The sequence below is a fragment of the Vibrio sp. T20 genome (assembly GCF_007858795.1).
Lineage (GTDB): Bacteria > Pseudomonadota > Gammaproteobacteria > Enterobacterales > Vibrionaceae > Vibrio > Vibrio satsumensis.
This window is the reverse complement of record NZ_VFEB01000138.1, coordinates 141,008-167,476: the sequence shown is the minus strand read 5'-3', so window position 1 is coordinate 167,476 and position 26,469 is coordinate 141,008. Positions and strand designations below refer to the sequence as shown.

The window sequence follows — 26,469 nt, the reverse complement described above, 5'->3', positions numbered from 1 at the left end:
GCCGGTAGTTCGGCTGGAAGACGGAGTAAAAATGAAAAGACTGATCCCACTGCTACTATTGTTCGTCTCACTGCCAAGTTTGGCGCAGAGACAATTTGATATAGAAGTGATCATTTTCAAGCGCGCAGTTGATGCAGAGAAAGTGAATGAGTCTTGGCCAAATACACAGCCAAAGATTTCGCTTGAACGCGTTGGTTCATTTCAAGACACCCAATACCGAGCAAAGAAAGGCGTAAAAATGCTTCCTTACTCGGAATACAAGTTAACACCTCAGAAAGACAAGCTACGTAAACACGCAGGCTTTGAAGTCCTGATGCATACGGCTTGGCGTCAAGGTGACCAAGGTAAGAGCTCAGCACCTGTTTTCCACATTCAAGCAGGTAAAGACTTCTCTAAACAGTTTAATGCTGACGGTTCTGAGAAAGGTGCAGTAACTACAGAAAATGCCGATGGCTTCCAAGAAGAGACTATTGATAAGCCACTCTACGAATTAGACGGTAAGCTGCAAATCTACGTACAGCACTACCTATATGCTGAAACGACCCTAGATTTAAAAGCACCAAGCGTTCGTGAAGTCACTCTACAAGAACAACAAATCGAGCTAGACTCACCAGTAAGCGGTGCCGAAAGCAATGTCCAGGTGGGTAATCTAACCGAAATATCTCCAACCGTTGAAGTGGAAGAGTTCCTTAAGAGCTACCGCATGGACCAAAAACGTCGTATGCGCAGTACAGAAACTCACTACCTTGACCACCCGCTTCTTGGCATGGTGATTCAAGTTCGTCGCGTCGCTCAGTAACCAGCCCAGAGATATAGCGACTGAACCAGTTACTCTGTTGGCGCCCAAGCTATACTCATATTAATCATTCAAAACGCCCTCCATTGTGAGGGCGTTTTATTAAGTGCTGGCTACTTTCAGCAGGTACTTATAAATTTAATTGGTACACCCTATGAGCCCTGAATTTCAGATCAACACACAAAACCTCAGTCTGAAGATTATTGAAGCTTCCGATGCTCAAAAGTTTTCACAGCTCATCAAGTCCTCCCCTAGCTTGCTGCCATGGGTCGACTGGTGCCACGATGAGTTTTCTATCGTCGAAGCAGAAAAATTCATTCTGGCAACTCGTTTAAATTGGGTCAAAGCCGACGCGTTTGGCTTTGGTATCTTTGAGCGAGAAAGCGATAAACTTGTCGGCATGGTGGCGATCAATGAGCTTTACCACACCTTTAATATGGCGAGTTTAGGTTATTGGGTTGGTGATGAATTTCAAAGAAAAGGGATCGCCAAAGAAGCGATGCTAGCCCTATTCGAATTTTGCTTCGCACAACTGAAGTTAACGCGTTTAGAGATTGTCTGTGATACCGAGAACTTACCCAGCCAAAAGCTGATAGAGAAGTGTGGAGCCGAAAGAGAAACCATTGCCAAGAATCGATTTCTGTTTAACGGTAAGCCAAAAGATGGCGTGGTTTATTCTGTGCTACCTCCAACCTCTTAACGCTTTAGTTAGTTTGCAACCAGCGATAGCACGTAATCGACACGATCAAAAAAGAGCTCCGAAGAGCTCTTTTTTATTATCAGCGTAAGCCCCTTAGAGGGCTTACCTGATTAGTGAAGCTTTAGGTTTGGACGAAGTACACGGTTAATACGACCAACCAACATCATCAGTGATGTTTTGATTAAGCCGTGAAGCGCCATCTGGTGCATGCGGTACAAAGAGATGTAAACCACACGAGCAATACGACCTTCAACCATCATCGAACCTTTGGTCAGGTTACCCATCAAGCTACCTACTGTAGAGAAACGGCTTAGTGAAACCAGCGAGCCTTTGTCTTTGTAGATGTAGTCTTTCAGGTCACGACCATTCAACTTAGCAATGATGTTGCTGAATGCACAACTTGCCATTTGGTGAGCCGCTTGTGCACGTGGTGGTACAAATGAACCATCAGCTTGGGTACATTGTGCCAAGTCACCGATAGCAAAAATGTTGTCATCCAGTGTCGTTTGCAGCGTATTTTTCACAACCAGTTGGTTGATACGGTTAGTCTCAAGACCACCGATATCTTTCATGAAGTCCGGCGCTTTAATGCCTGCCGCCCATACCATGATTTGAGCAGGGATCTTATCACCGTCTTTGGTTGTTAGACCATCAGCATCAGCTTGAGTCACCATAGTATTAGTACGAACGTTCACACCAAGCTTTGTTAGCTCAGAATGTGCAGCACTTGAAATTCGAGGAGGTAGCGCTGGAAGAATACGCTCACCTGCTTCAACAAGGTTAACATTCAGCTTGCTTGAATCTAGATCACCGAAGCCGTAGGTGCGAAGCTCTTTAACTGCGTTGTGTAGCTCTGCAGAAAGCTCAACACCTGTCGCACCTGCACCAACAATCGCGATGTCTACCGTACCTTGACCGTTCTTAGCATGAAGCTTTAAGAACTGGTTGTTCATTTCAGTACGGAAACGGTGCGCTTGTTCTGGGCTATCAAGGAAAATACAGTTGTCACGAACACCTGGAGTGTTGAAGTCGTTCGACGTTGAACCTAGCGCCATAACAAGAATATCGTATTCAAGTTCACGGCTTGGCATCAGCAGTTCACCGTGCTCGTCGGTCAACTCACTCAATGCAATCACTTTACGATCACGATCGATGTCGTTCAGGCTGCCCATTTGGAAATCGAAGTAATGGTTTTTTGCGTGCGCGCGGTAGCTTAATGCATCAACACCTTCATCCAGTGAGCCAGTTGCTACTTCATGAAGTAATGGCTTCCATAGGTGGCTTGCTTTACGGTCTACCAGAGTGATCTGGGCACGTTTCTTACGACCTAAAGTGCGGCCTAGCTTAGTTGCTAGTTCTAAACCACCAGCACCGCCGCCTACTACGATAATTTTTGTCACAATGACAATCCTCTACAAAATGAATAAATGGGGTTCGGTCCGATTACTCCAACCGATAAATTCTATGTATCTACTCGGCCTTGTTGATAAGGCTGTGACATATTGGATAACCGCGAAAAAGAATAACGACAGCTCACCGAGTAGTTAGAGGGATTACAAACAACAAACATTCGTTTGTCGCTTTGCTCACATGGATAAAAAAGGCGTCTAGCTGAGAGATAGAGCGCAAATAATGGGCAAGTTTTTCACTCGCTCTCAATTTTTTTTGATATTTGTCAAAATATTTTGCTTGGGAACATTATATATAGCAAAAAGATGACCGCAACAAAAATCCTTATCCACAATGAGGATTCGCCACAAAATAGTTAACGTTTGCGCAAGCTCGCTAACATAGCGGCTACGATAGCATCATCAATAGTAACCTTTGTTATCCAGATACAAAAAAGCAGCACCCAAATGAGTGCTGCTTTTATAAAATAACCAGAATAATTTAAGCGTTTTTAAATGCTTTCATTGCCTGAAGATGTTGAGAGATCTTTTTGAATTTATGACTCTCTTTATCGTCCCAGATTACGTCGTAGTAATCTTCTAGCGCTGCAGCCGTTTTGGAGTTATCGTGAATTTCGTCTTCACGAGAAAGCACCACTAGGCAACGACCTTTGTTTTTCATACGGTACTGCTCAACACACTTGGTCGCAATATCTTCGTACTCTTCAGGACGGTCAATTCGACCTACCATGTTGTTTTCAGGTTGCAAGTTTGGATTGAAAATCACCTGCTTAATACCACACAAGAAACCAATGCGCTCAGACCAAAAGCCACCTAAGCCTACACCACAAATAATTGGATGCGGATCGTCGGATTGCTCTATCACTTTATGCACTTCTTTAAGCAAATGTTGCATATCGTGTTTTGGATGCAAAGTACTGTAGTTGATGAAACGAACGTCATCATCAATGAATTGCAACTGCAGTATTTTTTCGTGATTGCCCGGGCTTGTTGAGTCGAAGCCATGTAGATAGATAATCATTGTACCTCCCCCATTGAATATTGGTACGTTTTGATCAATCTAACACGAAAAACAAGGTTTTAAAGGGAAGACCACCGAAATTATATTTTTCACTTCCTAAACGTGATCCTAGCTACATAAAGTGTGACTTAGAGCCTCTGCTTCCTGCAAATAACTTTCATCGCCCCAAAGCTGATGAGCAAGTAAATACCAAAGCATTGCCATCATTTGGCTTCTCGGTAACCACGCTTCTACACCATCTAGCCAAGGCTGAACATCATGGATGCCTCGCAGCTGGCAGTACTTCTCAACCGCTTCATTGGCCTGCACTCCAGTAACCGCAATGGTCAGGGTTAAGTCGAGCCTAGGGTCGGCTAGCGCGGCGTATTCCCAGTCGATAATCTTAATACCGTCACTGTTTCTCACTAGGTTATAACCACCTAAATCAAAATGGCACAAAGACAGGTCGACATTGGTAACACTCGGGGCCACGCGCCACTCTTGATAAATCTTAGTGCAGGTTTCGGTCTTATGAATCGCATCAAGCTGAAGCCAATAGTGGTCGACTCGCGCTGTGAAACTGAAAGGTTGCAGTGGCAATCGCGCAGTGTTAACCAGATGCACTGAGATCAACGTTTTCAACAGGTCTTCAATGTCTAACCCTTCATAAAGAGTCTCACCATCAATCCATTCAACCAATAACCCTTGCTCATTCACCACCATCGGGCTTGGGCCAATACCAAGACGCTCAATCGTCGAGAGCACTTGATACTCTTCATGACGAGAGATGAAGAACGCTTTGGTGATAGGTGTGGTTGGCCGCCAAACGTAAGCAGTGCCATCGGCAGCTACTAGCTTCCAACATCGATTGGTCAATCCACCAGTTAGTGTCTGCGCTCTGGCTGGAGGCTCAGAAAAGTAACCATCAAGCGAACTCAAACTGGTATCAAGAAGCTTAGCCTCAGACCAAGAAAAAATTGCCATTGTTTATTCCCTATAAACGTCTTCACTTCCCTACAAAAAAGACACTGACCAAAAGCCAGTGTCTCTTAATAAACAGCGCATCATGTACTGCATTGGCGTACGACCAACCTATATGCAGCCAAGATTGAACACTGTCAAGCTCATGGTCAGCCAAGACTAGACGCTGTCAAAACTGGCTGCGCATAGTTGGCGAGTAAGCGAGATTAAAGACCCAGTAGGCTCTTAGATTGTTGCTTACGGATTTCGGTCTCGTCAGCCCATTCAATCAAGCCAGACTCAAGATCCATTAGACGCATGGTCATTTTGTAGTATACGTCTTCATCGCTACCCGCTTTCTTAACAATGCTTGATAGATTGCCGTACAACATGTACTGAGCACCAACCATTTTACCAAACTGAATAGCTGAGCTTTGGTTCACTAGCTCATCGTTGTTTTGGAAATTCAATTGGTCACGAACAGACTCAACACGATCCATATCAACGAAACGGAACTTACCAGAATTCAGCATTTTAGTACTGATTGTGTCTGTGATTGACTCAGTATCGATGTGCTCGCTTGTTTTGTTCTTGATACGCTCAACGAACACGATTGGACGCTGTTCACGAGTAATGTAAGCCACTGAACCAGACGCCATCATGCTATCGACCATTTCACCCGCAATCGTTTGAAGGTCAGTTGAACCGAAATCGATTGTCGTGGTTTCTACTGCTTGTGCATCACCGTAGCTTACCTTGTTCGAACAACCGCCTAAAATAACCGCTAAACCTAGTAGCGCAATGACACTCTTTTTCATTTTGTTTCCTCAACTTATCACTGAGTGGGGTTACCCACACTCTTAAATTCTTGTATTTACGAATCATTAGACCCGTTTAATCTAACTTACTGCTCTCGGAACTGGACTCTGAACTGAGTCGCTTTTGGGTTTACCGACACTTCCGACAACGAAATACTTTCAAAACCACGAACAATCGCTTGCTTCCAAGGGCCTTGCTTTAGGTTGACCTCAAGCCCGGCATCGTCGTACCAGTAAAAACGATAAAGGATATGTTGATCGCCCTTATAGTTACTGTTTAAACGAACGATTCCTCGCGTATGACCGTCGACCAGATCAGTGCGGATATCTTCAACCTGTAAACGGCTGCCCAATACCTTGTCACCAAAGAAAACGTTCTGAGTCAGGCTATCGACCCTTACGCCAGCTGTATTATCTGCACAACCAGCCAGAGCCATCACCGCTGCTAAGCTCACTAACCACTTTTTCATTACAGCCTCCCTAGCTGTTTATGCCACATTGTTGCGTTGTTTCCTTGTCGAGAAATCCACACCAAGGTGGTTTGCCCTTCTCGAATATCAAAGTCATACGTTTTAGCGCCCGCTTCCAACGTATATTGACCGTTGTTTGCTACAAACGTGCTGCTCTTAATCTCTGCAGGTAATGATTGCCAACTACGTGTGTCTGGTTGCTCTGTCAGTGTGTTCCACACGTTGAACAAAATATTGCCGACATCATCGCCTTTGGTGGCTTCTTTACGAATGCGATCTTTCGCGACTACGCGTAGCGCTTGGCGAATAACAATGCTCGTCATACGCTCGGATAAATCATTCTGCGCCATTGCATTTACGTCAGTGATCAAGTGCTCTTGTAGCGGTTGCCCACTGATTCGCAACGCAGAAAAACGCTCTACGTTTTGGCTTGGGTAATATGGCAGCGCAAGAGAGTATATTGCTCCCTGATCGCGACTGTCATAAACAGGTAAATCTAGTCGCCAACTGTCCATAGCTTGCACAGCGCTCTGCTCTTGGAGAACAATTACTCGCCCTTCACCTGCACCAAGCTTAGATGATTGCTTGTAACGCTTTTCCAATGTCGCTAAATCTTGTCGCATCCCTAAACGAGCGGCTGTTGCCATGGTTCTATCTATAATTTCTTGGTTGTTTGGCATCACAGCCAAAGCACGACGATAGTCAACATAAGCGCTGTTTAGATCATTCGAAGCTTCATAAAGCAGACCAGACAAGAACATCAGATACGCATTTTGTACCGACTGCAGTTTTTTACCCGCATCAGGATAATTAGAAAGGATGCTACCCACATTGGCAGACAAACCCTGCTTCTTCGCATCGTTGGCTGCGCGATCTAACTCGGCTTCACGTTGCTTCTTTGCTTGTTCTTGAACTTGATTGGCGCGACGCATTTCGATCACCGCACCTTCTAAATCATTTTTCTTAAGGTAATTTAATCCGAGATATAGATGAAGAAAGCCCAACTCATAATCGGCTGGCACATACTCGGTAATATTGTCATTCACTGCCAACGCACCAACACTGGTTGCGCTGTCTGAGATTGAGATCACCGCTTTTCGTTGCTGCTCGGTTACTGCTTGATCAGCCACTTCAAACGAAGACTTACTCTCAGGGTATTTTTGATCCAGCAGATTAATTCTGCCTCTTTCAAAATTATCAAGGATGTCGCCTGCCGTGTAATCTGGTAGATCTTGCTGAGCCTTTGAATAATCTCCAGACTTAACGGCTTGGTAGATCGCTTTGTTTTGCGCACTGTAATGACTGAACAGGCTTCCTGCAGACATACTCGCACAACCCGCGGTCAACGCCGATAACAGGGCAATGGAAGCGAATCTAAACTGTTGCTTCACTTATCGTCTCCGTGCATGTTTAAAATGCCAACTTTGTTAGGGTCTGTTGACCCTAGTCTCATTATCAAAACGAAACGTGTTGTAAAAAGGATCTCAAGCCAGTTGAAACCCTACCGATTTAGCCTCGGCCTAGGCGATGCCGACATTCAGACAACAGATAGAACTTAAAGTTGGCATACAAACTACAAATTTTCCAACTAACTACTTGCGTTAGCCCGCTAATGAGCTCGCTTAAACTAGCTCATTAGCTTTCATTAACTCGTTAGCTTTTTATTAGCTCATTAATAGGGGACCAAGTGGACGACCACCAACCAAGTGCATGTGAATATGGTAAACCTCTTGGCCACCGTGAGAGTTACAGTTTACGATAAGACGATAGCCATCTTCTGCGATGCCTTCTTCTTTTGCTAACTTGCGTGCAACGGTAAACATACGCCCCATCATCGCTTCATCTTCTACTTCAACATCGTTAGTTGTTGGAATCAGCTTATTAGGAATAATTAGGATATGGCTTGGCGCGCGAGGGTTAATATCACGAAAGGCCGTTACTAAATCGTCTTGGTATAATAAATCTGCTGGAATTTCTTTATTGATGATCTTACTAAAAATGGTTTCTTCAGCCATGTTTCTCTCCGATAAAACATTTATTTTTTAATGCTTTGAGTATGCGCTATGCCGCATCAAACCACAATAAATCTGCTTTAAAGCATAATAAAAAACACCGTTCAAATCAAAGAAAACCAGTGTTAGCTCTCAAGAATGGCATGTTGGTTATAACTGAGGGTTATTTTTGACGTGTGCGTCATAAAATGCGTAAGCCGAGCTCAATAGAATGCTGATAATTTTGTTAGTTTTACTTTGACCTGACATTAGGTCTGCATTTTTATTTAGGGAGAAAGCCATGAAGGGATCTGTGATCAAGCGTATGTACGCTGGTTTCGCACTGATCATCATCATGTTCGCAGTCACGATAACCATCATGATGAACAGCATGAATCAGATACACAGCAATTTTGAGAGTGTCTCAGAAACCTCATTACCACTTGTCGCGCTTTCAAATCAAACAAGTGTTCAATTGCTTTCTGCCGATAAGTCATTCAAAGATTTCTTAACCACACAAAACGCTGAACGCATGTCTGCAATGCGTACAGAGTTTGCTGCATCACAAAACTCGTTTTCTGAAGTGCTAGGTAACTTAGAAGCAGCGAGCCAAGACAATGTTTCGCTCACCGAACGTATCGCGCAATTAAGAGCGATGGAAGAGCGCTACTTCGCCGAAGCAGACGAAGCGATGAACAACTACGTCGCAATGTTTGAAGCACAAGAGCAGGTACAAAAAGCCTCTCGTGACTTCCAACGTCTGCATTCAGAATTAACTGTTGGCATGAAAGAGTACGTTGCTGATCAAAAAAGCATCTCTGTAAAAGTGATGGCAAAGAGCTACTTCATTAAACTGCAAGACGCAGAAGTCATTACCTCTGATGCGCTTGCTAGCTCTGATGTTGCCTTCGTTCAGAAAGCCGTTAACCAAAACAAAAAGGCCGTTACTCACCTTAACTACGCTTATCGCGGTCTATCCACACAGCTACCGGCGCTTAAAAATGTCTTCGATGAGTCGGTTCAGAAATTCACCAAAGACGTCGGCCAAAAAGGCGGCGTGTTAGACAAACACAACAACTACCTACAAGCCAAGCAAGCGCTGTACGTGAACATCGCCAACCTAGCCGTAGAAGTTGACCAAGCGATGGCCGTTTTAGACTCATTCAACGTGACCGCTGAAGAGCAACTCAACTCGTCGTTAGCTGACGCAAGCAGCATCTACGACAAAGGCCTATTCAACGCAATCGCAATTGGCATCATTGTGACCGTATTCGCTGCAGCGATTGGTTACCACATTGCACATAGTGTAAGAGAACCACTAACTCGCATTCTCGGGACATTAGAAGGCCTGACTCAAGGCGATATGACTCAACGTATCGATATTCGATACGACAACGAATTCAGCCGTGTGAGCCGTCACATCAATACCTTGGCTGACAATTTGCACAATATTCTCGTGAAGCTAAATGACGCTTCAGATGACCTAACCAAGACCGCAAGCGTAAACCAGAAGACTTCTTCTGAAACGCAAGCTCAGCTGAACAGCCAACGTGAACAAACCGCTACCGTTGCGACCGCAATGACAGAGATGTCTCATTCTGTACAAGAAGTGGCAAACAGCGCGCAAAGCTCACTAACTATGGTTCAACAAGTAGAATCGGCTTCTGAATCTGGTCGTCAGATCATGAACACCAACATTAGCACCATTAATCAGCTTGAGGTTCGCCTTACTGAATCAGTGGGTGCGGTGGGCGAGCTACAGCAAATGAGTAGTCAGATTGGTTCAATCCTTGACGTTATTCGTGGCATTGCTGAACAGACCAACCTACTTGCACTCAATGCGGCAATCGAAGCAGCGCGTGCTGGCGAACAAGGTCGTGGCTTTGCAGTTGTTGCCGATGAAGTACGAGTGCTAGCGCAAAAAACTACTCAATCAACCTCTGAAATCGAGACCATGATCAGCAATCTGCAGTCAAGTTCGAAAACCGCAAGCAACGTAATTGAAAGTTGTATGAGCGATATGGACATGTCGGTTCAACAAGCTTCGAGTGCAAACAGTGCGATGGAAGAGATCCAAGCCTTGATTCTAGAGATCAGCCACATGAGCACGCACATCTCTCAAGCAGCCGCAGAGCAGAGTGAAACGTCTGGTGATATCGCACGTAATATCGAAGACATCAACCACATCGCAGATAAGAGTTACCAAGCGATGTCTTCAATTGCGGAAGCAAGCCAAAACCTAACAATTCTGGCAAATCAGCAAGGTGATTTAGTACATCAGTTCAAACTATAGATAAATAAAGAATCGATAGATATTTAGTGAGATTCTTGAGACTTCATACCCAATAGTGGTAACTAATTGAGCTAGGGCAACTTTTATCAAGGGTTGCCCTTGTTTTTTATGAGCTTTGTCATTATATGATTATTAAGGCTTGCTGCTTCCCGTTTTTTCTTTCACCTTTATGAGCGAGCCGCTATTAAGGAACTTATATGGCTGTTCATGTTGGCATTATCGATCAAGACCCCATTCGCTTGCTCACCCCTTTACTTGATAACCGAACGGTCAGCACTCATATAGTGTTTATCGGCGACAAAAATCAAGTCAGTATGTACAAACGTTTAGACAGCGTTTTGCAGAAGCGCGACATTACCAGTGAGTTTTTCGAAATTCCGACCATCGTAAATACGTCCGTCATTAAAGAATCTATCCAAACCCTTGCCGAAGACCTGAAAGCACGCGGTCAAGAAGTGAAACTCAACGCGAGTTGTGGCCTTCGTCATCGTCTACTTTCCGTCTACGAAGTATTCCGTACTTATCACTGGCCAATCTTTGTTGTCGAACCAAACAGTGACAAGCTGTGCTGGTTGTATCCAAATGGCAAAGAAGACGCACAAGTTCAAGACCGCATTACTATCGACGACTACCTAACGGTATTTGGTGCTCGTGGTGAATTCAGCGATGTACAACTATCGCCGCAACTTGATCAGAAGCTTTATGAGTTAGGTGAGCGCTGGGCAAGTAACGCACTCGAATTAGGCCCTGGCCTTGCGACATTGAACTACCTTGCAACGACCTGTCGTAAAGAACAGAAGCTTGATGTTGAGCTCTCTGAGAAGCAACAAGGCTATCGCGAACTGAACATGCTGCTGAGCGATTTGGTTGAAGCTAAGATTGCGACTTACAACAATGGTATTTTAACCTTTACCAATGAAGACGCGCGACGCTTCTCAAACGGTGAATGGCTTGAAACATTAGTTCACAGCACAGTTAAGCAGATCCAAGATGACATGCCGACCATTCAAGACCGTTCTTTGAATGTTCAGGTGTACCGTCAACTCGGTGAGCGTGAGGTTCGAAACGAGCTTGATGTTGCATCTGTGGTGAACAATAAGCTGCACATCATCGAATGTAAGACCAAAGGCATGCGTGACGATGGTGATGACACCTTATACAAATTAGAATCGCTGAGAGACCTGCTAGGTGGCCTACAAGCGCGTGCAATGTTGGTGAGCTTCCGCCCTCTTCGCCATAACGATATCACTCGAGCAGAAGATCTTGGTCTTGCACTGATTGGCCCTGACGAACTAAAAGACCTTAAAACACACCTAACGGCATGGTTTACAGCTGCTGGCGGTAATGAAGATCTAGAGTACTAAAAACAAATAAACTCATGAGAGCTAAACGCTCTAAAGCAGATTATAAAAAAGGCGAATGACCATTAAGTCACTCGCCTTTTTCTTGTCTATTCTCTCTATCGATTACTTTAAGACGACATAAAAAAATGGCCACATCATTCGATGCGGCCATTTTCAAAATTTGAAGTCAGTTTAAGGCTTAATGCTCTCTACTACTCAGAGCACTTTAAGACTTAAAGCATTTTACGAGCAGCTTCTACAACCACTTTGATTGAACGAGCTTCTGTTACTTTTAGTGTGTCGTGGTCTGGAATCTCTTTTTGAGTACGGTTGATGATTACACCAGCAACACAACCCGCTTTAAGGCCAGAGCTTGCACACATTGTTAACAGCGTTGCAGATTCCATTTCGAAGTTCAGAACACCCATGTCTTGCCATTCTTGCATAGAACCTTGGAAGCGCTTAACTACGCGACCAGAGAACGTGTCGTAACGCTCTTGACCTGGGTAGAAAGTGTCACTTGAAGCTGTTACGCCCATGTGAACTGCTGCACCTGATTCTTCAACTGCCGCTTTCATTGCTGTTGCCACTTCGAAGTCAGCAACTGCTGGGAACTCCATTGGAGCAAAGTGCAGGCTAGCGCCGTCTAGACGAACAGAACCAGTAGAAACAATCATGTCACCCACGTTTACGTGAGGTTGGATAGCACCCGTAGTACCAACACGCAGGAAAGTGCGAACACCCAGTTGAGCTAGCTCTTCTACAGCGATAGAAGTCGATGGACCACCGATACCTGTTGAACATACAACAACTGGCTTACCGTCTAGTTCTGCGCGGTAAAGTGTGTATTCACGATGGCTAGCAAGAAATACTGGATTCTCCATCTCTTCTGCAATTTTTTGTACACGAGCAGGATCACCAGGGATGATCGCAAGAGTAGCACCGTTAAGATCTGCTTCAGTAACACCTAAATGGAAAACAGCTTGAGACATAGTTCGCTCCTTTTGGCTTATTGGGCTTTTTACCCTTATTTAAGCTCATAGTAAATTCGTGGGGTACGAACACACTCTAACCAAGCTAACCACAAAATGAAGTGATACTCGTCACATGAATGATCGCAACAAGATTTCAAGTTTCACGAAAAACCGATTGGCATCACAAAAATAAGCAATCCATACGCCTGTGTTGCATACTAATGAGACAAAAAGCGCCTTTACCGTATTACCGCTAAAGGCGCTTTTTATATTAAGAATGCTCTATGTCGGTGAGCTCGATTTAATCCGCTTTAGATTTGAATCGAAGCAGGCGCAGTGCGTTTAATGTCACCAAAGCTGTCGCACCACTATCGGCTAACACAGCAACCCATAAACCGGTAATACCAAGCAAACTGGTCACCAAGAATACACCTTTCAAACCGAGCGCTAGAGCAACATTTTGACGGATGTTGTTCATAGTTGCTTGCGATAGCTCAATCATCGCTGGCAATTCTGTTAAGCGGTTATGGGTTAGTGCTGAATCCGCCGTTTCCAAGGCGACATCAGTCCCTCCGCCCATTGCGATGCCGACATTCGCCGTTTTCATTGCTGGCGCATCATTGATGCCATCACCAACCATTGCAACGTGCGACTGTTGAGATAACTCCTCAACGTAAGATACCTTGTCGCTTGGTAATAGACTTGCCTTGTACTGCATACCAATCTTGCTACTGATCGCTGCGGCACTGCGTGGGTTATCGCCAGTCAGCATGATAGATTGAATGCCCAAGTCATTAAGTCGCTCAATCGCAAGCTTAGCGTCACTGCGTAACGTATCTTGCCAAGCAATCAAACCAATCACTGCCGTTGCGTGTTCTGTTGATTCTTCTTGATCTTTAAGCTCAAGAGCAACCACAACCGTCTTACCTTCGCCTTCTAATGCTTCAACCTGAGAAACCACATCGACACCAAGTTCGAACGTGACTTTAGACGGCGACAGAACCTGATACTTAACACCATCAACATCACCTTCAACACCACTGCCAATCAGCGCTTTCTTGTTGTGTGATTCAGGAATCTCAATATTCAGATCTTTTACTTTAGCGACAAGTGACTGCGCCAACGGGTGAGTAGAGCCAACTTCAATCGCCCCAACCACACGCAGCATCGCATCTTGTTGCCAACCCGATAGAGGCTGAATGTCCGTAACCTGGGGCTTACCTTCGGTCAGTGTGCCCGTCTTATCGAAGGCAATAGTTTGGATTTTGCCAAGCTGCTCCAGTGCTGCACCGCCTTTAATTAGTGCACCACGTTTCGCTGCTGCCGCTAAACCAGAAGTAATCGCTGCTGGCGTCGAGATAACCAAGGCACACGGACAAGCAATCAACAATAGCGCTAGGCCACGGTATACCCATGTTTCCCAAGGTTGAGCGAACAACAGTGGTGGCGTGATAATAACGAGCAAAGCCACCACCATCATCAATGGCGTGTACCAACGGCTGAACTTATCAAGGAAACGTTCCAGTGGTGCTTTACGAGACTCTGCTTCTTCAATCAGGTGAAGAATACGGTCGATTGCGTTTTCACCTTGTTTTGAAGTGATGGTTATACGAACCACTTTGTCCACGACGACGGCACCAGCCATAATGCTGTTACCTTCGGCGTGTTCAACAGGAACAGATTCACCGGTTAACGCACTTTCATCAAAGCTTGCCGCGTCTGTAATCAATTTGCCATCAGCAGGCAAGCGAGAACCTGCTGCGACTTCAATGATATCACCAGGAACAAGCTCACTTACTGCCACTTCAACACGTTCACCGTTGATAATCTTGGTCGCGTTCTCTGGCACTAATGCCATTAGCGCTTGAACGCCACTTCTTGCTCTAGATGAAGCAAACGCTTCTAAGCGCTCACCAATCAAGAACAATAATAGAACCATCGCCGCTTCCGCGGTTTCACCCAGGTACAAAGCACCCAGCGCGGCAACACTCATTAAGGTTTCAATAGCAAACGGTGTACCTGAACGTGCCAACTGAACCGCTTTCTTCGCCACCGGATATAAACCAAGCAGACAAGTTACCGTAAACAAGCCTTCACTTAATTGAGGAGAGGTACTTTTCAGAAGCGCAGCAAACAGCATTGCCGCTGCAATCGCGATAATCTGTAAATTAGGTTGGATATGAGCTTGCCAAAAAGTCTCAGGCTGTTGTTTTTCTTTCTTAGAACCAACTTCCGTTAATGGGAAGCCAGTTTTGATAGAGACCTGTTCAATAGTGTTGGCAAGGCTTTCATTATCGAATTTCACAACCAGCTTTTCGGTAGCAAAGAGAACCTTCGCTTGAATAACACCGTCAATATTGCTGATCGCGTTTTCTATTTTTCTTGCACAAGCTGGGCAGTCCATTCCGGCAACCAACCAACTTTTGGAAAATTGGGCGTCGAGAGATAAGGTTGAGGACTGACTGTCTTCTTCTCCACTATCCGACGAACTACAACAATCATCTCCAGACGGTGACGGAGCAGCAGAAGAGCTACAACAACCAGATGAGGTACCTGCTGCTGTGATACTTGAAATTTTAGGGCTAGAGCAACTTGCTCCTGCCGCTTGAGGTTGAACGTCCACTTTTGCTGAGCGGCACGCTGCATGTTTTGCGCACATAATGTATCTCCTTAATACTCAAAAGCCTTGAGGTTGTTGCTAACTCACGAGCAACAGAACCTTAAGTTCACCAAAAGTATAAACCTTGGAGGCTACTCCAAGGTCAAGAAGAAGTTATCGAGAAAACAAAAATATTATGCCAGCGCCAATGGCTTACGGAGATTTACGCTCCGCACACTCTTCACGATTCGCCGATACATCATCAATAAGAACCGCATCGTGTGAACAAAACGGCTGTGTGTTCAAGCTGACAATAGACACATCGTCTTCAACTGGATCAACTTGAGAACCTTGCATCAGCTCAGTAATATGATGTCGAAGTACCAAAATACCTAAAATCCCGAACAGAACATTACCTAACGCTTGTCCGTACAAAACCCCCAAAGCGCCATACCACTGAGAACCTAGATAGACGAATGGTAGAGTACCTAACGTCGCTTTGCCCAAATTCAACGCCGTTGAGTAAAGCGGTTTACCTAGATTATTAAAGGAGGTATTGGCAACAAATAGCGCGCCGTTAAAGGTGAAGGTTAACGCCACATAGGTACAGAAAGCCGCCACAATGATTGCCGCATCACCTTGTAAGCTAAAGCCTTGAATGACATAACCTTGAACGAGGTACAACAGAATACAAACGGCAATGGTATAAAGTGTCGTTACCAGCAATGAGTTATTAAGTGTTTCTTTAACTCTGTCCATGCGTTCTGCACCAAAGTTCTGACCAATGATTGGTCCCACAGCGCCAGACAAGGCAAAGATAACCGCAAAACAAACTGGTGTTAGACGACCGATCACGGCAAAACCCGCGACAAAATCCTCACCATATTGTGCGATACCTGTCGTCACAATCGCATTACCGATAGGCGTTGCGGTATTGGTGATAATCGCAGGCAGCGCAATCGCCAATATTGGTCGAATATTAAGGCGCCATTGCACAAACGAAGGTGGAGCCACCAGCTGATGGCTGCGAATCAAAGGATAAAGTGAGAAGAACAGCACCGAGAAGCGAGCAACAACCGAAGCGATAGCTGCCCCTTCGATATTCCAACCAAAACCAAAAATAAACAGAGGATCGAGAATCGCGTTAACAATACCGCCCGACAAAGTCGCCCACATCGAGCGTTTCGCATCTCCTGCCGCTCTTAAGCCCGCACCCGCCGCCATCGCTAACGCCAAAAATGGACCACTCGGTAGCAAAATCTGTAGATACGCTTGAGCACGCTCAGCAGCAATCCCTTTTGCGCCTATCGCGGCTAACAGCTCTGGAATATAAGCGAACATGATTGCAGTTACGGTGGAACTGATAACAAACGCAGTCAGCATGATGCTGGTGCTTAGATTTCGAGCGTGTTCTTGATTCTTTGAGCCAATAGCTTTGGAGACTAATGCGCCCATGGCAATCGAAGTACCAATCGAAACAGAGGTAGAGAAAAAAGTCAGCGTACCTGCAAAGCCCACTGCCGCGGCCAATTCAACCTGCCCGAGCATACTGATGAACAGCATGTCGAGTAAATCTACGACAAATAACGCCATCAAACCGACAGAGCCAGCCCCCGACATCACCAATATATGGCGCATCGTTGAACCTTCAACAAACTTTGCCGTTTGATTTGACATGAAACCTCCAAAAGTTGGCATACCGCAAACTAAAGCTTAATAAACTAGTCAACCACAAGTTGGGGATCCACAAAGAAAGGATCTATCTAGAAAAGCTCTATACAGAAAAAAGGCGCTAGTGCGCCTTTTGTCAATTATGGGTATTGATAAAAATAATCGTTCTTAACACCTTACTATACAGGATGTTTGAAACATTCATCTAAGTTCTTGCCGATTGCTCTCAAAACATCGGTTCGGGTGATCATACCGACCAGCTTCCCGTTATCAATTACTGGGTATGCCTTAGGTTTACCAACTTGCATCATGTCCGCCAGCTCAATAATAGATAATTCAGGTGAGACAGACAGTACTTCTTGATACATGCAGTCACCCACAATGTGTGTGTCTTGGCAGAAATAGCTCACCTTCACCAGCTTCTCGAGTAAATCTTGCTCAGAAAGGAAACCAATCACTTGCTCATTATCGTCAATTACGGGTCCACCCATATGGTGGCTACGCATCACTTTGTCTAACGCTAGACTTAACGGCATATCAGGAGTAAATGTCACAACCTGTTGCGTCATATAATCTTTCACTTTAATAGAATGCATTGCGTTCTCCCTAAATACTTTGCGTTATATATTTTTCTATCTTGTTAAGTTAATTGTTGTCTAAAATCTTGATTTTACTAAATGGATTTCAACAATTTTATTGATAGGCAAAACCTAACAAGACAACAAAGCGAGACAAACAAAGGCTTGAGCACGTTTTAGACCACCAGAAAAAAGGGGGAAAAGAGCCCTTACAAAGCCTTACTTTTCCTTGCTTAACCTTACTTAGCCGAACTAGCCTGAGTAGATAAACCCTGTAATCTTCACCGCACTAATAATTAGAAATCCGGATTTAGGAAGTTTATGCAACACGACAACAACATGTACGCGTATGTTTATGCAGGTAACGACGGCACAGAAAACACACTCATCGCCACTATCGATAATCAAGAAAAACCGCTTATTTCAAGCTGCGTTGATGAGATAAAACGCATGTCGTGCTTAGCCATTGACTTAGCAGCAAAACACGACCTAAGAGTGAAGCTGGTGAAATACCAAAGAGAACAAGAGATTGACTTCGGCTTGTTCGTTAAATAGCAGACTCATCACACATGTCTTGACAGTCAAGCTCAACAAGCATTGTCAGCGACACATGAATACCGTATTTTGTGGCAAGTTCTTGAGTAGGTAATCACATTGACGATGATTACCTGCTTTAACCGATAAGCGCTCGAATTGGACACATCCGTCGCACCGCTTTTCATTGTCTAAACGGTTCACTATGACTTTGCTTCGTTCTCCTCAAACTGTTCTATCTCACTTTATACCTAAGCTAAAAAGCTACTTTAGAGAATTGTTAGATTTCCAATCACGTATTTGGGTGGTTCATATCTTTGAAGACTCCTTCACCGATCAGTCCTTTGTGATTAATGAAGATGGCTTTAAAGAGCCGTTAGAGTGGATGAAGAAGCGAGCCTATCAAGCAGCAATGCTTGAACGAGTTGAGAAAATGAAAATTTCACAAGTCATTGAGATTCAATTTGAAGGCAAGATGCATCGATTGATGCGAGTAAAGTAACTCTTATTGCTTGAGCATTCACGAAAGCCCTTTGCTAGAAATCAAGCACAAAAAAGGCCAGCACACGCTGACCTTCTCTCATTGGTTAAAAACCATCATCTAACTCGCACAATACTCATGCCACAGGCGCACCGCTTTCTGGTATGCCTCAGTTTTATCGTGCGTTTCTGCAAAGAGAATAGCTGTCATGCTGTCAACAACGGTATTCGCCATTAACGCCATCTCTTCAGCCGGTGTACCAAGTACACATTGACTAGGAAGTGGCAGCTCTAGGTTCATCATCTCTTCCCAGTAGAACGATTCAACTTTGTCAGGAGAGCTCATCCAAACCGTTTGGCTAACTTTAGGGTTATATTCCGACTCACCATTCATCCCTTTGAATGAAATCACCGAGTGGGATTTATTGCCAATGACATGCTCAACTTCCGCATGAAGCTGTGGGAAGCCAGGATGGAAACTGCCACGCAGACCTAAACGGCCACCACCTGGGTTCAATGCTCGAACCACAGTGTTGATTGGTGTGCGCAAACCGTAACGGTGTTTCCAGCCGATCATGGTCTGAGCTTCTGGTGCAAAGTTGGCAAGCGGTAAATAGGCGATACCATCAGATTCAAGGATCTGCTTCGCGTCTTGTGGATCTTTCGCACTACGCACACCGACACACTCAAGGTGAGTCTCTACGTGCGTGCGGCCACTTGGTTTATCCATATAGCCATGCATCAATACCTTATAACCGTCGTCAGCCAATATCTTCGCAGCAAGCAAATTCCACGGCTTACCACTGGCAGTATCATTACGTTTACCGGCGTAACACGGCCAGTCAATATCTGCGCCTAAGTCTGGCACTCGTGACTGAAAGGCTTTTACAAAGCCAGCAATCTCTTCATTGGTTTCATTCTGCACACGAATCAACATCAGTAGCATCGCCATTTGGTCGTCACCGACCTCTCCGCTTAAATACTCATCCATGATGCGGTAGGCTTGTTCGAACGACAAAGGCTTACGCCCTCTTTCTCCTCGTCCAACTGTACGAATACACTCTAAAATACTACTCATTGATTGTTTATTCTCTTCCGTTGATATCAATAAAATTCGAATACGTTTTCGATTCTATGATACCCGCAGTCCATTGCAAAGCGATTCAACAGCTGCTCCCTAATTATCAATACACGGATTGAGGTAAAATTAACGTATGCAGCGCACCTTGATAGGTCAAACAAAAATAGAACCCTGGCAAGTTTCATCGGGTTTGATTAGAGATGCTGAAACAAGTCGTGTATTATCGGAACGTTTGCACTTTACCTATTTTACGGTTAGCGGTTGCACAATTTTATTCGCACCAACACACGTTCATATACCAAGACTAAGAATTGATGCCAAAGTTGATTAACAAAATTTGGGTACACGCTTTCATGCTCTTCGCTATGCTAATGGCCACCATTAGTGTGGACAGCATCGCGAGCAGCAATGCTCTGCAAGCCCCTCAAGCTCAATCAACTTCCGCCAATAGCTTCTCTTTCTCTGCTTCTAACATCAGTTCTGTAGAAAGCGCCCCAACACCTTTTCCCAACGCACAACCCAACGTTGAACACCATTGCTGTGGATCAGTCTGTCTACTGAAAATGCCACCACTTATCGTTTCTGAATCTTTCGATACGCAGATTGAATCGCTGGCATTGATAGAAAAAGAGCCTTCACACAAAGCGATCATTGCACCACAAGCGCCATATCGCCCTCCTATTTCTTAATCGTTTGTCCCTATTTGGCAATATCTGCCGCCAAGATATAACAGCGCATTTGCTGTATCTAATGACATCCGAATTTAGGAAATGAACACATGAAAAAACTATTTAGCCTCTTTGCCGCTCTTATCTTGAGCGCTTCAGTAAACGCCGCACAATTTGAAGAAGGCACGCACTACAAAATCCTTGATGTAGCGAAGGCTGACAAGCCTGTCGTAACCGAATTTTTCTCTTTCTATTGCCCACACTGTTACAAATTTGAAGGGGTGATTAAGTATCTAAAAGAAGACTTACCAAAGTCAGCAAGCTTCCAAAAAGTACATGTCGCTTTTATGGGTAACAACATGGCCGTGCCAATGGCAAAAGCTTACGCGACCATGATTGCTCTAGACGCTGAAGAAAGTATGGTTCCTGCGATGTTTGCTCAAATCCATGAGAAGCAACAAACACCAAAAAATGAAGTAGAGCTGCGTGAAGTTTTCATTGATAACGGTATCGATGCGAAGAAGTTTGATGCGGCATACAACAGCTTTGCAGTGAACTCGATGCAAAAACGTTTCGATAAAGAGTTTGAACAAAGCACACTAACAGGTGTTCCTGGAGTTCTGGTTAACAACAAATACATCGTGAAACCGGACCAAATTAAGAGCTACGAAGAGTACAACCAACTAGTGAATTACCTGCTAACTCTTTAGCAATAACTAGGGCCTATTTTAGATATCTCAAAGTCAGCGATTTCATCGCTGGCTTTCTTATATATGATGTTTCCTAGCCACTCACCAATCCCATCAATACGCTTGGGAAGTATTGTTAACTGGCATCCTCCATAATTTTTCATATACTGCACTCAATTAAGCTATCCACTGTGCTGTAGCATTCCAAATAATAGCACTCAAATATTGGGACCTTTATGATCATTCTGACCACTAACTTTGGCGACATTGAAATTGAACTGAACCTTGAAAAAGCGCCAGTAACGTCGAAAAACTTCCTTAAATACTGCCAAGATGGCTTCTACGAAGGCACGACATTTCATCGTGTTATTGAAGGTTTCATGATTCAAGGTGGTGGGCACACTATCGACATGACAGAAAAACCAACTCGCGCACCCATCGTCAATGAAGCAAACCGTGGCTTAAAAAACGTGATCGGCTCTGTCGCTATGGCTCGTACCGACGCCCCACATTCTGCAACAGCGCAGTTCTTCATCAACCTTGATGACAACGACTTCCTAGATCATACCTCAACGACGAATGCTGGTTGGGGTTACGCGGTATTCGCTAAAGTTTCAGCAGGTATGGACGTGGTAAACAAAATCGCTGTAGCGCCAACAACCACTCGCTGGGGACACGAAGATGTGCCTTGCGAAGATATTGTGATCACCAAGGTTACGATTCGCGATTAATTCAAAATTAGCAGTCAATTCGCTTTTTCATCAAATAGAAAAGTATTGTTGATGCTAATTGCGTTCATATTAGTTACGATGACAATAGTTGTAATGTCATCGTAAGAATTAGGTACAAGCAGATGTCAGTAGAATTTGATAGACAAAATAGCTTTGGATGGATGATCAATGTAATCGCCAACAAAGCGAGTAAAGATTTCGACCTAGAGCTGAAGAAGCACGGCCTAACCATCGCATTGTGGCCAACATTGATGTGTCTATGGGAAGAGGAAGGTATTACTCAGCGTGATATCGCGGCAAAATCCAAGGTCGAAAATTCAACTACGACACGCACACTAGACAAGTTAGAGAAGCTAGAGTTGGTTGAGCGTAGAGCCGATCCAAATAGCCGTCGCTCTTTCCGAATCTACTTAACTGAAAAAGGAAAAGCTCTCGAAGAACAACTCATCTCTATCCCTGCTCGTTTAAACAAAGAGTTAATGAGCGAGTTGGACGAGCAAGAGCAACAACAAATACTCAAGCTACTTCAGAAAATGGTCGCGGCGATTTAAGCGTACATTAGAGAACAAGCAACACTCGGTCTCGCACCGAGTGTTTTATTGTCGTCTCGACCACTTAATATAGCAGAACAGTGAAGCAATAATCACAGCTCCACCTAGCAGCTTTTGCATCTCTACACTTTCGCCTAACACACTCACACTCAGTAACAGCGTCCATACTGGCTCAAGAATCATGATCAATGCCGCTACTTCCATGTTGACAGAGTGTTGGCCGACGGTTTGAAGCAAGTAACGAATAGAAGTCGCAATAACCGCAGAAACTATAAACCAGAAAACTAAGGTTTTGGTTATCTCGAACTCCGGCTGAGCGGTCATAGAAGCAAAGGCTAAACCACTCACACCCACCACAAACAACTGCACACAGATTGATGCGATAGGTTTGATATTAGTAATCACGCGCTTGTTCATCACAAAATGAACGGACAACAACATCGATGCTAGCAGAAAGTAAATCTGACTCTGCTCGACATGCCAGCCGTTACCCAAAGTCAGCAACAGCATGCCGATAATCGCGATAGGGAACGACATCCAAAACGCACGATTAGGCTTAACTCGAAACAAAATCCAAGACACAAACGGTGCAATGATCATCGCGAGGCTCATGATGAACGCCCCTTCCGACAAGCTTTCTGTCACCGATACCGCAAACACCCATACCTGCAATGAGGCGGACAGCAACAAACCCACTCCGCAAAGAGAAAGTATCTGCTTAAACGAAAGCTTACGAATATGATGAATACAAAACGGAAGTAAAATCAGGCTTGCCACAACAAACCGCACACCAATGAACACTGGTCCTGGCATTTCTAATACCACCAGCTTAGATGCAATCCATCCAACCCCGGCTAACAGGGTGGCAAATAGGAGATAAAGTTCCCCACGCATCGCTTTCACGTTCATCATTTTATTCGGTCCAATAACGAAAAAAGCAACCTGGCTCTGCTAGGTTGCTTTTTATAAACATTCAACAGGATCAAGATACTATCTCAATACTCTGCTTCAGGCAGCTGTTTTTAGCCTGCGTATTCTGGGTAATCCGTTAAACCTTTTTCAGCACCACCGAACAATGTGTTTGGATCGTGCGCCGCAAGTGGGTAACCATTTTGAATACGAGCAGGTAAGTCTGGGTTAGCAACGAACGGACGACCAAAACCAACCATGTCAGTTACGCCTTCAGCAACCGCTTTTTCGCCACGCTCGCTATCGTATTTACCCGCATAAATCAGAACACCTTGATAAGCATTACGTACTGCTGATTTAAAGGTTTTTGGTGTTTCAGGTGCATCGTCCCAATCGACTTCTGCAATGTGCAGGTAAACAATTTTGTATAGATTAAGTAGTGCTGCCGCCGCTGTGTAAGTCTCTACTGGCGTAGCATCAACGGTACCATTCAACGATGTAAACGGAGCAAGACGCACACCAACGCGGTCAGCACCAATCGCTTCAACCATAGCCTCAACCACTTCACCTAGGAAACGTAAACGGTTTTCGATTGAACCACCGTATTCGTCAGTGCGATTGTTTGCTTCAGAATCGATGAATTGGTTGATTAAGTAACCATTCGCGGCGTGAAGTTCAATACCATCAAAGCCCGCTTCAACCGCATTCAAAGCCGCTTGGCGATACTGTTCAACCACTTGTTTGATGTCTTGTTTCGTCATCTCACGAGGTTCAACCACATCTACAAAGCCCGGTTCATCAGTGCCGTTATCGATGAATACTTTTACGTTTTCTGCTTTAAGTGCAGAAGACGAGATTGGCTGTTCACCGCCGATGTTATCTGGGTGTGTTACACGGCCTACATGCCAAAGTTGAGCGAAGATAACACCCTCTTTGTCATGTACTGCATCGGTGACTTTTTTCCAACCAGCAATCTGCTCATCAGAATAGATACCCGGAGTCCAAGCATAGCCTTGACCCATAGGTGAAATTTGCGTGCCTTCAGCGATAATCAAACCTGCAGAAGCGCGTTGAGCGTAGTAAGCCGCCATCATGTCGTTTGCTGAATTACCAGGTTGCGTTGCACGAGAACGCGTCATTGGTGGCATAACAATACGGTTTTTAAGCTCGATATTACCAAGTTGAATTGGTTGAAATAATGCGTTTGTCATTGTTATATCCTCAATTAACCTAGTTGAATCAGTTCGATTTGGTAGCCGTCTGGGTCAGTAATAAAAGCGATGTGCGTTGAACCACCTTTCACTGGGCCGGCTTCGCGAGTAACGTTGCCACCTAGCGATTTGATCTTGTCGCATGCTGCGTAAATATCTTCTACACCCAATGCCAGATGACCGAACGCGCTGCCCATCTCGTACTCATTAGTATCCCAGTTGAACGTTAGCTCGATAGTCGTGCCGCCTTGCTCGTAGCCAACAAAAACCAATGTGTAGCGGTAGTCTTTATTTTCGTGGCGTTCAAGTTCCTTCATTCCCAATACCTTGGTGTAGAACTCGATAGACTTGTCTAAATCAGTAACTCGGATCATTGTGTGTAGGAATTTCATATTTCACCCTTATTAGCACCAAAAGCATGGCGCCGTTATTATTTTAAGTGGAGGTTATCCACTAATCTCTGAGTGAAATAATACGATTCTTCGGGGAATTAAGGAAATTATCAAAAATTCTCAATGTGATAATTTTTTGTTATGAACCTCATAACTAACACGAACTCAATGACACAAAAAAGGGAAGCCAATGCTTCCCTTCGGGTTAGATTCCAATTAAAACCGCAAGCGCCTATCTTTAAGCGCCTTCGACATTGCATCTGACGTACTGATGACTTGTTCTCTGAACCATTTATGAGCAGGGTCACTGTTCTGCTTCTTCAACCAAATCAGGTAGTGAGATATCGGCTGATATTCAAAGGGTGGTTTGAACAGCTGCAAACTTAACTTTTCTTGGAACTGCACGGCCATAGATAAAGGCACTACAGTAATGTAATCGGATTGGCTACACAGCAAGATATTACTGAACAGCGAGCGTCCATGAAACACGATTTTACGTTGGGATAAATCCAAAGACGTATAGTGATTCAAACTGCGAACTTTGCGTCGGGTTCTGTCTAGTACAGCATGTTTTTCACTGAGGAACTGCGCTTCGCTGATTTCCCCTTGAATTCGCGGGTGATCAGATCGACATACGATCACAAACTCCCCATCATACAAGGTTTCAGTGACGATACTTGGATGTTCAGGCACCACAATATCGATCATCGCATCAAACTCTTGAGTCAAAAGATCTTCGTAAATTCGCTCATCACTGTCTGGTTGATCAAAGACTTCTAGCGACAAGTTTTGATTAGGAAGCGCCGCGAAACTGTTGAGCAGAACCCACTGTAAGTGCTCAGGTGCAGAAATCACAAACTTACGCTCAGAGGATTGCTCATCAAAATTAGCCATCGACTGAAACACGCCATTGAGTTCATTGATCGGCGCTTTTATCTGTTCGTATAAGCTTTGGGCATAAGACGTAGGCGCAACACCTCTTCCTTTACGAACAAAAAGCTCTTGGCCGATCTCTTTTTTTAGGCGCGCTAATGCGGTACTGATGGTCGATTGATTGGTACTGAGTTGATCCGCAGCCTTACTCAAACTGCCCTGCTCCATCACCGCAGAAAACACGGCAAGTAGGTTGAAGTTGGGAATGTCATTGCTCATATATCATTACTCATTAGGCGACCATGAGCACTATGCTATCGTAAAAACGATTAAATAAAATAACAATCCCTCGTTTGACGTCGCAAATTGAGACAGTAGCACCCCTTCATATCGATCACTTTTGAAGAAGGGCCTCATCGATGAGTGATTCTCCAATAACAACGAAAAATGCACAATTGTCTCATTTGTCATGACACTGTGTTGAGTGTCATTGAGATATACATTTGAGTAACTAGCGCTACAATATTCAAATTGAATCTTCTACGAAGGGAGCTTATCTAAAAACTAAACCCATATATTTGACACATCATCGGTATAATTTTCTAACCTTTAGTGAATATTTTTCCGACAGGCAAAACTTATTATCAGTCATCTATAATTCATCATTCATATCCATCACTCCTTTTATTGTAAAAACTGTGTAAAAAGATAAATTTCGACAAATTACTTATTGATGCTTTTATTAATC

Annotated in this window: 26 protein-coding genes; 10 read left to right on the top strand and 16 right to left on the bottom strand. The window is 44.4% G+C overall.

Annotated features, from left to right (window positions below; all coding sequences use genetic code 11):
• The first annotated feature begins 31 nt into the window (after positions 1-31).
• Both FTW16_RS16230 and FTW16_RS16225 read left to right on the top strand, forming a co-directional pair.
• Positions 32-799 carry a peptidoglycan binding protein CsiV gene (locus FTW16_RS16230; RefSeq protein WP_146491833.1) on the top strand — a complete coding sequence of 256 codons (768 nt, stop codon included), beginning with the start codon at positions 32-34 and terminating at the stop codon, positions 797-799.
• 151 nt (positions 800-950) lie between these two features.
• A complete protein-coding gene (locus FTW16_RS16225) occupies positions 951-1,496 on the top strand; it encodes a GNAT family N-acetyltransferase (protein ID WP_146491832.1) in 546 nt (181 codons plus the stop codon).
• Positions 1,497-1,606: 110 nt separating this feature from the next.
• Here the strand turns inward: FTW16_RS16225 and FTW16_RS16220 are convergent, their stop codons facing one another.
• The 7 genes from FTW16_RS16220 to hinT all read right to left on the bottom strand — a co-directional run bounded on the left by FTW16_RS16220 (position 1,607) and on the right by hinT (position 8,168).
• Entirely contained in the window at positions 1,607-2,896 is a 1,290-nt protein-coding gene (locus FTW16_RS16220; RefSeq protein WP_060982856.1) for an NAD(P)/FAD-dependent oxidoreductase, read from the bottom strand.
• 490 nt (positions 2,897-3,386) lie between these two features.
• Positions 3,387-3,926: an alpha/beta hydrolase YcfP gene (gene ycfP / locus FTW16_RS16215; RefSeq protein WP_060982857.1), complete on the bottom strand. Its 540-nt coding sequence runs from the start codon at positions 3,924-3,926 to the stop codon at positions 3,387-3,389.
• Between the two features lie 108 nt (positions 3,927-4,034).
• Complete coding sequence (locus FTW16_RS16210; protein WP_146491831.1) at positions 4,035-4,889, bottom strand: phosphotransferase; 855 nt, start codon at positions 4,887-4,889, stop codon at positions 4,035-4,037.
• A 203-nt stretch (positions 4,890-5,092) separates the two neighbouring features.
• Positions 5,093-5,683, bottom strand: a complete 591-nt coding sequence (gene lpoB, locus FTW16_RS16205) for a penicillin-binding protein activator LpoB (RefSeq protein ID WP_048658277.1) — start codon at positions 5,681-5,683, stop codon at positions 5,093-5,095.
• Between the two features lie 86 nt (positions 5,684-5,769).
• Complete coding sequence (locus tag FTW16_RS16200; protein ID WP_017060222.1) at positions 5,770-6,153, bottom strand: YcfL family protein; 384 nt, start codon at positions 6,151-6,153, stop codon at positions 5,770-5,772.
• Complete coding sequence (locus FTW16_RS16195; RefSeq protein ID WP_146491830.1) at positions 6,153-7,544, bottom strand: COG3014 family protein; 1,392 nt, start codon at positions 7,542-7,544, stop codon at positions 6,153-6,155. Before FTW16_RS16195 ends, FTW16_RS16200 begins: the two co-directional genes overlap by 1 nt.
• Before the next feature lie 273 nt (positions 7,545-7,817).
• Positions 7,818-8,168 (bottom strand): purine nucleoside phosphoramidase, encoded by a 351-nt coding sequence (hinT, locus tag FTW16_RS16190; RefSeq protein WP_004736268.1) that lies wholly within the window; start codon positions 8,166-8,168, stop codon positions 7,818-7,820.
• A 277-nt stretch (positions 8,169-8,445) separates the two neighbouring features.
• Here hinT and FTW16_RS16185 point away from each other — a divergent pair, with 277 nt between their 5' ends.
• Together FTW16_RS16185 and FTW16_RS16180 are read left to right on the top strand one after the other, a co-directional pair.
• Positions 8,446-10,437, top strand: coding sequence for a methyl-accepting chemotaxis protein (locus FTW16_RS16185; RefSeq protein ID WP_146491829.1), 1,992 nt, complete (start codon positions 8,446-8,448; stop codon positions 10,435-10,437).
• 197 nt (positions 10,438-10,634) lie between these two features.
• Positions 10,635-11,801, top strand: coding sequence for a DUF1887 family protein (locus tag FTW16_RS16180; RefSeq protein ID WP_146491828.1), 1,167 nt, complete (start codon positions 10,635-10,637; stop codon positions 11,799-11,801).
• A gap of 212 nt (positions 11,802-12,013) precedes the next feature.
• Here FTW16_RS16180 and udp read toward each other — a convergent pair whose 3' ends face one another.
• The 4 genes from udp to FTW16_RS16160 form a co-directional block, all read right to left on the bottom strand.
• On the bottom strand, positions 12,014-12,772 hold the full coding sequence (gene udp, locus FTW16_RS16175; protein WP_061018938.1) for a uridine phosphorylase: 759 nt from the start codon (positions 12,770-12,772) through the stop codon (positions 12,014-12,016).
• A gap of 283 nt (positions 12,773-13,055) precedes the next feature.
• Complete coding sequence (locus FTW16_RS16170) at positions 13,056-15,413, bottom strand: zinc/cadmium/mercury/lead-transporting ATPase (RefSeq protein WP_146491827.1); 2,358 nt, start codon at positions 15,411-15,413, stop codon at positions 13,056-13,058.
• Between the two features lie 153 nt (positions 15,414-15,566).
• On the bottom strand, positions 15,567-17,030 hold the full coding sequence (locus tag FTW16_RS16165; RefSeq protein WP_146491826.1) for an MATE family efflux transporter: 1,464 nt from the start codon (positions 17,028-17,030) through the stop codon (positions 15,567-15,569).
• Positions 17,031-17,203: 173 nt separating this feature from the next.
• Entirely contained in the window at positions 17,204-17,620 is a 417-nt protein-coding gene (locus tag FTW16_RS16160) for a CBS domain-containing protein (RefSeq protein ID WP_060982864.1), read from the bottom strand.
• 303 nt (positions 17,621-17,923) lie between these two features.
• Between FTW16_RS16160 and FTW16_RS16155 the strand changes: the two genes are divergently transcribed.
• Together FTW16_RS16155 and FTW16_RS16150 are read left to right on the top strand one after the other, a co-directional pair.
• Positions 17,924-18,157 (top strand): hypothetical protein, encoded by a 234-nt coding sequence (locus tag FTW16_RS16155; RefSeq protein WP_146491825.1) that lies wholly within the window; start codon positions 17,924-17,926, stop codon positions 18,155-18,157.
• A 184-nt stretch (positions 18,158-18,341) separates the two neighbouring features.
• On the top strand, positions 18,342-18,638 hold the full coding sequence (locus FTW16_RS16150) for a hypothetical protein (protein WP_146491824.1): 297 nt from the start codon (positions 18,342-18,344) through the stop codon (positions 18,636-18,638).
• A gap of 99 nt (positions 18,639-18,737) precedes the next feature.
• On the opposite strand, the gene FTW16_RS16145 is transcribed toward FTW16_RS16150, so the two are convergent.
• Positions 18,738-19,724 carry a glycosyl transferase family protein gene (locus FTW16_RS16145; RefSeq protein WP_146491823.1) on the bottom strand — a complete coding sequence of 329 codons (987 nt, stop codon included), beginning with the start codon at positions 19,722-19,724 and terminating at the stop codon, positions 18,738-18,740.
• Positions 19,725-20,011: 287 nt separating this feature from the next.
• On the opposite strand from FTW16_RS16145, the gene FTW16_RS16140 reads away from it, so the two are divergent.
• The 4 genes from FTW16_RS16140 to FTW16_RS16120 all read left to right on the top strand — a co-directional run bounded on the left by FTW16_RS16140 (position 20,012) and on the right by FTW16_RS16120 (position 22,336).
• Entirely contained in the window at positions 20,012-20,386 is a 375-nt protein-coding gene (locus FTW16_RS16140) for a hypothetical protein (RefSeq protein WP_146491822.1), read from the top strand.
• 89 nt (positions 20,387-20,475) lie between these two features.
• Entirely contained in the window at positions 20,476-21,075 is a 600-nt protein-coding gene (locus FTW16_RS16135) for a thiol:disulfide interchange protein DsbA/DsbL (RefSeq protein ID WP_146491821.1), read from the top strand.
• A gap of 215 nt (positions 21,076-21,290) precedes the next feature.
• Positions 21,291-21,785, top strand: a complete 495-nt coding sequence (locus tag FTW16_RS16130; protein WP_146491820.1) for a peptidylprolyl isomerase — start codon at positions 21,291-21,293, stop codon at positions 21,783-21,785.
• Between the two features lie 122 nt (positions 21,786-21,907).
• Positions 21,908-22,336 (top strand): MarR family winged helix-turn-helix transcriptional regulator, encoded by a 429-nt coding sequence (locus FTW16_RS16120; RefSeq protein ID WP_052879847.1) that lies wholly within the window; start codon positions 21,908-21,910, stop codon positions 22,334-22,336.
• Between the two features lie 45 nt (positions 22,337-22,381).
• Here the strand turns inward: FTW16_RS16120 and FTW16_RS16115 are convergent, their stop codons facing one another.
• The 4 genes from FTW16_RS16115 to FTW16_RS16100 form a co-directional block, all read right to left on the bottom strand.
• Positions 22,382-23,248, bottom strand: coding sequence for a DMT family transporter (locus FTW16_RS16115; protein ID WP_060982872.1), 867 nt, complete (start codon positions 23,246-23,248; stop codon positions 22,382-22,384).
• Positions 23,249-23,358: 110 nt separating this feature from the next.
• Entirely contained in the window at positions 23,359-24,456 is a 1,098-nt protein-coding gene (locus tag FTW16_RS16110) for an alkene reductase (RefSeq protein ID WP_146491819.1), read from the bottom strand.
• 14 nt (positions 24,457-24,470) lie between these two features.
• Entirely contained in the window at positions 24,471-24,848 is a 378-nt protein-coding gene (gene gloA / locus FTW16_RS16105) for a lactoylglutathione lyase (RefSeq protein WP_086712238.1), read from the bottom strand.
• Between the two features lie 216 nt (positions 24,849-25,064).
• Positions 25,065-26,000 (bottom strand): LysR family transcriptional regulator, encoded by a 936-nt coding sequence (locus FTW16_RS16100; protein ID WP_146491818.1) that lies wholly within the window; start codon positions 25,998-26,000, stop codon positions 25,065-25,067.
• Positions 26,001-26,469: the final 469 nt, after the last annotated feature.